The organism is Salinivibrio sp. IB282 (genome assembly GCF_001995685.1).
Taxonomy (GTDB): Bacteria; Pseudomonadota; Gammaproteobacteria; order Enterobacterales; family Vibrionaceae; genus Salinivibrio; species Salinivibrio kushneri.
Window position 1 is genome coordinate 1 of sequence record NZ_MUET01000096.1, and the last position, 7230, is coordinate 7230.

The 7230-nt window shown below is 51.2% G+C and carries 9 protein-coding genes; 7 read left to right on the plus strand and 2 right to left on the minus strand.

Annotated features, from left to right (window positions below; all coding sequences use genetic code 11):
* The 7 genes from BZG14_RS14120 to BZG14_RS14150 all read left to right on the plus strand — a co-directional run.
* Window positions 1-482 (plus strand): cytochrome b (locus BZG14_RS14120; RefSeq protein WP_108743570.1); only part of this gene is annotated, 482 nt, incomplete at its 5' end.
* Window positions 479-1048, plus strand: a complete 570-nt coding sequence (locus tag BZG14_RS14125; protein ID WP_077486619.1) for a YceI family protein — start codon at window positions 479-481, stop codon at window positions 1046-1048. The genes BZG14_RS14120 and BZG14_RS14125, both read left to right, overlap by 4 nt.
* Before the next feature lie 100 nt (window positions 1049-1148).
* Window positions 1149-1856 (plus strand): HAD family hydrolase, encoded by a 708-nt coding sequence (locus BZG14_RS14130; protein WP_158011764.1) that lies wholly within the window; start codon window positions 1149-1151, stop codon window positions 1854-1856.
* A 190-nt stretch (window positions 1857-2046) separates the two neighbouring features.
* Entirely contained in the window at window positions 2047-2949 is a 903-nt protein-coding gene (locus BZG14_RS14135) for a metal ABC transporter substrate-binding protein (protein ID WP_077609030.1), read from the plus strand.
* Complete coding sequence (locus tag BZG14_RS14140; protein ID WP_077609031.1) at window positions 2936-3817, plus strand: ATP-binding cassette domain-containing protein; 882 nt, start codon at window positions 2936-2938, stop codon at window positions 3815-3817. Before BZG14_RS14135 ends, BZG14_RS14140 begins: the two co-directional genes overlap by 14 nt.
* Window positions 3814-4659 carry a metal ABC transporter permease gene (locus tag BZG14_RS14145; protein ID WP_077486615.1) on the plus strand — a complete coding sequence of 282 codons (846 nt, stop codon included), beginning with the start codon at window positions 3814-3816 and terminating at the stop codon, window positions 4657-4659. Before BZG14_RS14140 ends, BZG14_RS14145 begins: the two co-directional genes overlap by 4 nt.
* A complete protein-coding gene (locus BZG14_RS14150) occupies window positions 4656-5537 on the plus strand; it encodes a metal ABC transporter permease (RefSeq protein WP_077461388.1) in 882 nt (293 codons plus the stop codon). The genes BZG14_RS14145 and BZG14_RS14150 overlap by 4 nt, the downstream gene beginning before the upstream one ends.
* Window positions 5538-5660: 123 nt before the next feature.
* Here BZG14_RS14150 and BZG14_RS14155 read toward each other — a convergent pair whose 3' ends face one another.
* Entirely contained in the window at window positions 5661-6875 is a 1215-nt protein-coding gene (locus tag BZG14_RS14155) for a type II toxin-antitoxin system HipA family toxin (protein ID WP_077609032.1), read from the minus strand.
* Window positions 6868-7179 (minus strand): helix-turn-helix domain-containing protein, encoded by a 312-nt coding sequence (locus BZG14_RS14160; protein WP_021024254.1) that lies wholly within the window; start codon window positions 7177-7179, stop codon window positions 6868-6870. The genes BZG14_RS14155 and BZG14_RS14160 overlap by 8 nt, the downstream gene beginning before the upstream one ends.
* Window positions 7180-7230 lie beyond the last annotated feature (51 nt).

Genomic DNA, 7230 nt, shown 5'->3' on the forward strand with positions numbered 1-7230 from the left:
TCGTTATCGTTGGCCTTTTCGCTGTCGGATTGTGGATGGTCGACTTGAGCTACTACAGTAGTTGGTATCAAACTGCGCCACACTGGCACAAATCGATAGGCATATTACTGGCGATAACGACTGTTGGTCGACTTGTGTGGAAAGCAACACACACTATGCCCACCGTTGAAGGTAAGGCTTGGGAACGTAAAGCGGCAACAGCAGGCCATCATACTATTTACCTGCTCCTTGCCACACTGTTTGTCTCTGGATACTTGATCTCAACCTCAGACGGACGTGGGATTGAAGTATTCACCTGGTTTACCGTGCCGAGCGCAGGGGAGCTGTTTCCTAATCAATCAGACATTGCTGGCGATATACACTACTACGTCGCCATCACCTTGATTGTGTTAGCAGCAGGCCATGCCATTATGGCACTTAAACACCATTTTAAAGATAAAGACAATACGTTACGGAAGATGATCGGAGGAAACCCGAAATGAAAAAACTCATGTTAGCCATGGGAATGAGCGCCGCGACACTCTTATCTGGGCCTGCACTGGCAGACACTTATATGATTGACACCAAAGGCGCACATGCCTCGGTCAACTTCAAAGTGCCACACCTAGGTTACAGCTTTACCAAAGGTCGTTTTAATACGTTTGACGGCCAATTTGAATTCGACCCAGATAACATTGGCGCATCAAGTGTGTCGGTGACGATTGATACAGCCAGTATTGATTCTAACCACGCCGAGCGTGATAAGCACATTCGTAGCGGTGATTTCCTGGATGTGGGCGAATATGGCCAAGCATCCTTTGAAAGCACCAAGGTAACCGACAACGGTGACGGCTCGATGACCATCGCAGGCGATCTCACCTTGCATGGCCAAACTAAGCCGATTGAAATCGACGCAGAGCTGGTTGGCCACGGTGAGGATCCTTGGGGCAACTACCGCGCAGGCTTTATGGGTAACACCCGCCTGGAGCTAGAAGACTTCGGGATTCCTACCATGGGCCCTGCCACCTATGTTGATATGGAGCTGCACGTCGAAGGTATCCGTCAGTAAACCACCGTCAGTCAATATCATGATGAAGCCTCGGGTCCTCCGGGGCTTTTTGTCGCACACTGAAACCCAATCGTCATAGTTGCTGGCTAGGATGGACGGCATGAAAAACAATCAGCAAGCAGCTATGACGGCACCTATTAACATCGCATTTTTCGATCTCGACGAAACCCTTATCGCCACTGACACCAAGCAAGCGTGGCTTGAGTATCTTCGCCAGCGCGATCTCGCCCCACACAATGTGGTTGAACACGAACGTCAAGCTTATCTCGATTTCAAAAAAGCGCGGATTAATCTTGAGAAATACATGCACGTTCAGCTCACGCCAGTGAAGGGGCAATCGACCCAAACAGTGGAACGCTGGGTCACTGATTTTATCGATAGACAGGTCGCGCCAGTCGTGGTCCCCCAAGCATTAGAGCGGATTGAATGGCACCGTAACCGTGGTGACCACTGTGTGCTGGTGTCTAATACCGCCGCACATTTGGCAAGGCCGATTGGCGAACTACTCAAGCTCGACACCGTGATTGCGATTGAGCTGGAAACCATAAATGGGGTGTACACCGGCTCCATTTCTCATTGTGTGCGCGATTTTCGTGGTAAGCATGACTATATGCAGGCATGGCTATCTGACCGCCATGACACTGTCGGCCATACCTACGGCTACAGTGACTCGCACTGGGATGTCCCCTTGCTTGAGCAAGTCGACAGCGCCTTTGCCGTCAACCCCGACCCACACTTAAGCCTGCATGCGCAAGAAAAAGATTGGACTATAATGGAGTGGGCCAGGCACGACACCATTCGTGATTGAGTGTGCATGCTCACTGTCAGCAACCCCATATGGGGGTGGCAATGATTGATTGCCGCAATGAATGGGCGCTATCGGCGCCTTTTTTATTAACATCCACTTGAGAATGATTATCATAACCGTTATCTTTAATGTATGATCGGCTGGCGACCTCACGCCGTAGTCACACGCATAGTAAAAGAGATAAAGGCCTATGAAGAAGAACATCATCATTATCGTCGCGCTCTTGCTCTCTCCGATGGCGCACGCCGACCAATCAAAACACGCGGACAAGTTAAAAGTGGTGACCAGCTTTACCATTCTCGCTGATATGGCCGCCAACGTGGCGGGCGAGCATGCCGAGGTGGTATCGCTCACTAAACCCGGCGCTGAGATCCACAACTACCAGCCCACCCCGGGGGATATTCTGCGTGCGCAAGGTGCGGATGTGGTGATGTGGAACGGATTAGGCCTAGAGCGTTGGTTCGAACGCTTTTTCCAGCACATCGATAAAGTGCCGAATGTGATCTTATCGGACGGAGTGGAGCCGATTGTGATTGCCTCGGGCCCGTATCGCGGCAAACCCAATCCGCACGCGTGGATGTCGCCCTCTGATGCAATGCGATACGTTGATAATATCGAGCAAGCCCTGATTAAGTACGATCCTGCCAATCAAACGCACTATCAAGCCAATGCCAAAGCCTACAAGGCTCAAATTCAAGCCGTGTTCGCGCGTGCGCAAGACGCACTATCCGCTGTCCCTGAAGCACAGCGTTGGCTAGTAAGTAGCGAAGGCGCGTTTTCTTATCTGGCGCGTGATTTAAACCTCAACGAAGCCTATTTATGGCCGATTAACGCCGAGCGTCAGGGCACACCGCAACAAGTGCGCGCACTGATTGATACCGTGCGAGAACACCAAGTGCGTGCCGTCTTTTCTGAAAGCACCGTGTCTGATGCGCCCGCTAAACAGGTCGCCGCGGAAACCGACGCGCACTATGGCGGCATTTTATATGTCGATTCGCTCAGTCAAGCTGACGGACCCGTGCCTGACTATCTATCCTTACTGACAGTGACTACAGAAACCGTCTTAGCGGGGTTACGCCATGACGCACTATGATTTAACCGACGGTACGCCCAGTGTGTTAGATGTCAACGAGGTACGTGTCGTCTATCGAAACGGCTTATGTGCCCTTGAACACGCCAGCTTCTCGCTGCCAGCGCAAACCATCACTGCCTTGGTGGGTGCCAATGGCAGCGGCAAATCCACCTTGTTTAAAGCGATTATGGGGTTTGTGAATCCCGGCAGTGGCAGCATTGCGGTGAACGGCACCCCCATTAAGCAAGCGCAAAAAGCAGGCTTGGTCGCTTATGTGCCGCAATCGGAAGAAATCGATTGGTCGTTTCCGGTGTTAGTGGAAGACGTGGTGATGATGGGCCGCTACGGTARGATGTCATTTATGCGTCGCCCCAAAGCGGCGGATCATCAGGCGGTGGATGAAGCCTTAGCCCGCGTTGATATGACAGCCTTTCGCCAGCGCCAAATTGGTGAACTGTCCGGCGGACAGAAAAAGCGCGTTTTTCTCGCCCGTGCTCTGGCTCAGCACAGCCCGCTGATTTTACTGGATGAGCCTTTTACTGGCGTAGATGTTACCAGTGAAGAGTCGATTATGCGTTTGCTGCTTGAGCTCAAAGACGAAGGCAAAACCATTTTAATTGCCACCCATAACCTTGGCACCGTGCCCGACTTTTGCGATCGCACCGTGCTGGTCAATCGCGCGGTGGTGGCAGGCGGACACACCGAGCATGTTTTTACCACCGAGAACCTGAGTGCAATTTTTGGCGGCAAACTGCGCCAGTATGTGATGCCTAGCGATCAGCTCCACCAAGATGCCGATCCGCGCGAACTGTCGGTCATTTCCGACGATGAGCGGCCCTTGGTGGTGTATGGCAAGCGCGAACAAAGCTCGCAGGAGCGGCGCGAATGAGCTTACTCGATCCCCTCGCCTATCAATACATGCAAAAGGCATTGCTGGTCACCACCTTAATTGGTGGCGTGTGCGGCTTGCTCTCCGCCTTTTTGATGCTCAAGGGCTGGTCGCTGATGGGCGATGCCCTCTCTCATGCGATTGTACCGGGCGTTGCCGGCGCTTATATGCTGGGCTTGCCCTTTTCGCTCGGTGCCTTTGCTGCCGGCGGCATGGCCGCGAGCGTGATGCTGTTTTTGCACCAACGTAGCCAGATAAAACAAGATGCGATCATCGGTTTAATCTTCTCGAGCTTTTTCGCCTTCGGCCTCTTTTTGGTCTCGATTTCGCCCGTCGCGGTCGATATTCAACAAATTATGCTGGGCAACTTGCTCGCCATTGCCCCGCTCGATGCGATGCAAATGCTGATCATTGCCTTGGTGAGCCTCACCGTGCTGGCAGTGAAATGGCGTGATTTTATGCTGACTTTTTTCGATGAAAGCCACGCCCGCTGCATTGGTTTACCTGTGGTGGGGCTCAAAGTGCTGTTTTTTGCGCTGCTCAGTGCTTGCACCATGGCGGCACTTAAAAGTGTCGGTGCCTTTTTGGTGATTTGCTTAGTAATCGCCCCCGGTGCCACCGCCTATTTATTGAGCGATCGCTTCGGGCCCGTGTTGGTGCTGAGCGGTGTCATCGGCACACTCACCTCGCTATTTGGGGTGTATATCAGCTATTTCGCCAACCTTAACGCCGGCGCACTGATTGTGCTGGCCCAAGTGGGACTCTTCTTAGCCGCCTTTGTGTTTGGCCCCAAACACGGGATCCTCGCGCGGCGCGCCAAACGTCAGGAGGCACTGCAATGAATCCGTATCAACTGACTTTTATGCAAGATGCTTTGCTCATGGCCGTCTTAGTGGCGCTGCCTTGTGCGCTGCTTTCTTGCTATTTGGTGTTAAAAGGCTGGTCACTGATTGGCGATGCCGTGGCACACGCGGTGCTGCCGGGATTGGTACTAGCAAACTTATTTGGCCTGCCGCTGATTGTCGGCGCCTTTGCCGCCGGTTCTGCATGCGCCACCAGTGTGCATTGGCTCAAACAAAATAGCCGTGTGAAAGAAGACACCTTACTGGGGATTGTGTTTTCTGGCTTTTTCGCGCTGGGGCTGATTTTGCAAGGCCAATTCCCGTCTGATTTGCACCTTGATCATATTCTATTTGGCAACCTGTTGGGGATTAACCACCAACAGTTGCTCACCGCCGCCATTACCGGCTTAGTCGTGCTTGCGCTGGTGTTGCTTAAAGGGCGAGATTTAATGCTGCTATCGTTCGACCCCGCACAAGCCAGCGTGCTCGGGCTCCCCGTACAAAAGCTTCACTGGCTCCTGCTCTCGGTGATGATTGCCACCATTGTCGCGGGGTTACATGCCGTGGGGATCATCTTAGTGGTGGCGATGTTGATTGCACCGGGCGTCACCGCCTTTATGCTCAGCAAGCAATTTAGCCGTATGTTATGGATTGCCTGTGCGATCGCTTTAGTCACCGCCGTGGGCGGCGTGACCTTATCGTTTTATCTCGACAGCGCCCCCGGCCCGACTATTGTATTGCTACTCACCGGCTGCTTTGTAGTGACCTTTGCATGGCAGCAATATCAAATCCACCGCAACCAAAAGCGCCCGCAACCGACGCGCCAAACCACAAAAGCAACGCGCTCTGCCACCACCCATTCAGCGCAATCGCACTAACCGGCACCGACGGACACAGCGACACCTAACCTCAGCAGTGCGCGAGATAGAGCTCGCGCACATTGCTCGTCGCATAGGTTTTATCGCCCATGGCCATCATCTTGCCTTCACGCACGTCAAATTTCAGCCTAGTGGTATGCTTCGTAAGTGCTCTTCGATGGCCTTAATCATCGACTTAGTAAGTGGTAAATGCGCTTTTTCTTTCGCCCATACTTCATGGAAGCCTGCTACAGTTTGCTTTGCGGTATCTAACACCAATTTTTCTGGCAACATGGCTTTAGCAGCTAAGTGTGATAGCTCATCCAGCGTAAAATCACTGAATTTCTTGCTACGGCTAACCTTAAGCGACGCACTATCATCGGGGATATAAGGAATGGTCGAGACAAAGTCATAAGCAGGTGCAATCGATGCTGTGCGCCTATCTTTATAGATCACAGACCAATTCTTCAAATGCATATCGGCATTTCCAATTAGACTATTGAACACCAATCGGCGAGTAAATTCTGCAATGTCTTCGTCTTGCCCTTCAACACCGATAACCTGAGCAATATTCCGCATACTGGCTTTTTTGTATTTATCTTGAGGATAAACGCCGAACACWTGCGCAAAGTCCTCAATGTGCACAGTTTGACCATCTGCACGATCAAAACGCTTGATCACAAACGCACTGTCACCAAATTTGCCAATGCCATTTGGGATATTAGCAATCCGATTAATAGGGAGTAACTGCGTTTCTGGCACGTCCATTCCCAACATTCGAGCCAGTTCCATCATTGAATATTCATTTTCTGGCACAGCTTGAAATCGAGACGACGGTAATTTTACAACCCAAGAACCACCTTGACCGGTTGCTGGGATCGTCAAACCGCCATTTGCCTGCTGCACAGCTGAAAACTTCAATTGCACTCCCGCCAATGAAAAACGCATTGGCCCATCTGTTTTCGTTTCATCTTCAATGTCTTGATGCACATTAGGCGGTAAGGCTTCACCATCCGCTGGCTCAACCGTGATCGCGCCTGCTAAATCCTGTCCCAGTACCCACAATAGAAAAAACTCCCGCGTAGGGTTCACACCGGCACGCTCTGCCAGGTAATTTCGCATGGTTTCTTCTGGCAAAAGATTAGAGAAAAACGGAGTTAACTTGGTTTGGGTCGGTTTAAAGTTAGTCAGCAAGCCACCCAGTGAATCTTTAAAACCAAGCCCTAATACAGGCCGCGATTCGTCATGAATGTACGAATCCATAAAGGCAAAAAGTGTTCTATCATTGCCCACGTTGGTGATCGTTGCGATGGGCTCACCGTAGAGCAACACGTTTAGCGTAGAAACATGATTAGTCATCGTCGTCTTCCTCTAGCTGATAAGCGGGCGACATTGCCTCACCTTCATCGCTGATCCCTTGGCTACTTCGAATGATCGACTTAATGGCAGGTACAGATTTTTTTGGTGCAACAAATAACTCTAGGTCGAGTGCACGGGCAAGTGCAATCAAACTGGATACTCTTAAATCAACACCGCCAGACTCGATTTTCGAAATATGGCTTTGAGGCACACCCGAACGAGCACTTAACTCTCTCTGGCTAAAACCTTTACGTACCCGAGCGTCTCGAAGGCTTTTTAGTATCTGCTCTGTTACATAGCTCATTTCGAGACACCTTAATACATCGCTGAAGAAAAATTATATATTAAACTATAT

Coding starts and splice junctions, on each gene's coding strand:
- BZG14_RS14135 (WP_077609030.1), top strand. CDS start 2,047: ATGAAGAAGAACATCATCATTATCGTCGCGCTCTTGCTCTCTCCGATG.
- BZG14_RS14150 (WP_077461388.1), top strand. CDS start 4,656: ATGAATCCGTATCAACTGACTTTTATGCAAGATGCTTTGCTCATGGCC.
- BZG14_RS14145 (WP_077486615.1), top strand. CDS start 3,814: ATGAGCTTACTCGATCCCCTCGCCTATCAATACATGCAAAAGGCATTG.
- BZG14_RS14130 (WP_158011764.1), top strand. CDS start 1,149: ATGAAAAACAATCAGCAAGCAGCTATGACGGCACCTATTAACATCGCA.
- BZG14_RS14125 (WP_077486619.1), top strand. CDS start 479: ATGAAAAAACTCATGTTAGCCATGGGAATGAGCGCCGCGACACTCTTA.
- BZG14_RS14160 (WP_021024254.1), bottom strand. CDS start 7,179: ATGAGCTATGTAACAGAGCAGATACTAAAAAGCCTTCGAGACGCTCGG.